Raw genomic sequence first — 583 nt, 5'->3', positions numbered from 1 at the left:
CAAAGCTCTCTGATGTTATTGAACAAGAGTTAGAAAGGTTGATAGTGGAAGGAACATTGTCTCCGGGGCAACAATTGCCACCTGAGCGCGAACTGGCGAAACAGTTCGATGTGTCTCGTCCTTCAGTCCGTGAAGCCATCCAACGCTTAGAAGCGAAACGTTTGTTAACTCGTCGCCAAGGTGGCGGTACTTTCGTTAGCGAAAACATCTGGAAAAGCTTTTCCGATCCTTTGCTGAATTTGTTGTCTAGCCACTCTGAAACCCAACTTGATTTGCTTGAGTCACGTCATGCAATGGAAGGGATTTCGGCGTATTTTGCAGCTTTGCGTGGTACCGAAGAAGATTTTGCACGCATTCAAGGCTGCCTTGAGCGCATTAGTAAAGAGCAAGCAAACAACGATATCGAAGCGGAATCAGCGGAAGTTATGCAGTTTTTAATTGCGATAACAGAAGCGGCTCATAATGTCGTGTTACTGCACATTGTGCGTAGCTTAGCTCCTCTACTTGAGCAAAATATTCTACAAAATTTTAAATTACTACGTCGCCGCCCTGAGGCGGTCGAGAAAGTGAGTAAACACCGAGC

The 583-nt window shown here is 45.8% G+C and carries 1 protein-coding gene; it reads left to right on the top strand.

The features are described 5' to 3' along the window. On the top strand, positions 1-583 hold a 583-nt coding region (pdhR, locus tag R7R24_RS28850; protein ID WP_318120477.1), incomplete at both ends, for a pyruvate dehydrogenase complex transcriptional repressor PdhR.

The sequence above is a fragment of the Vibrio sp. 704 genome (assembly GCF_033339295.1).
This window is presented reverse-complemented; position numbering and strand designations above follow the sequence as displayed.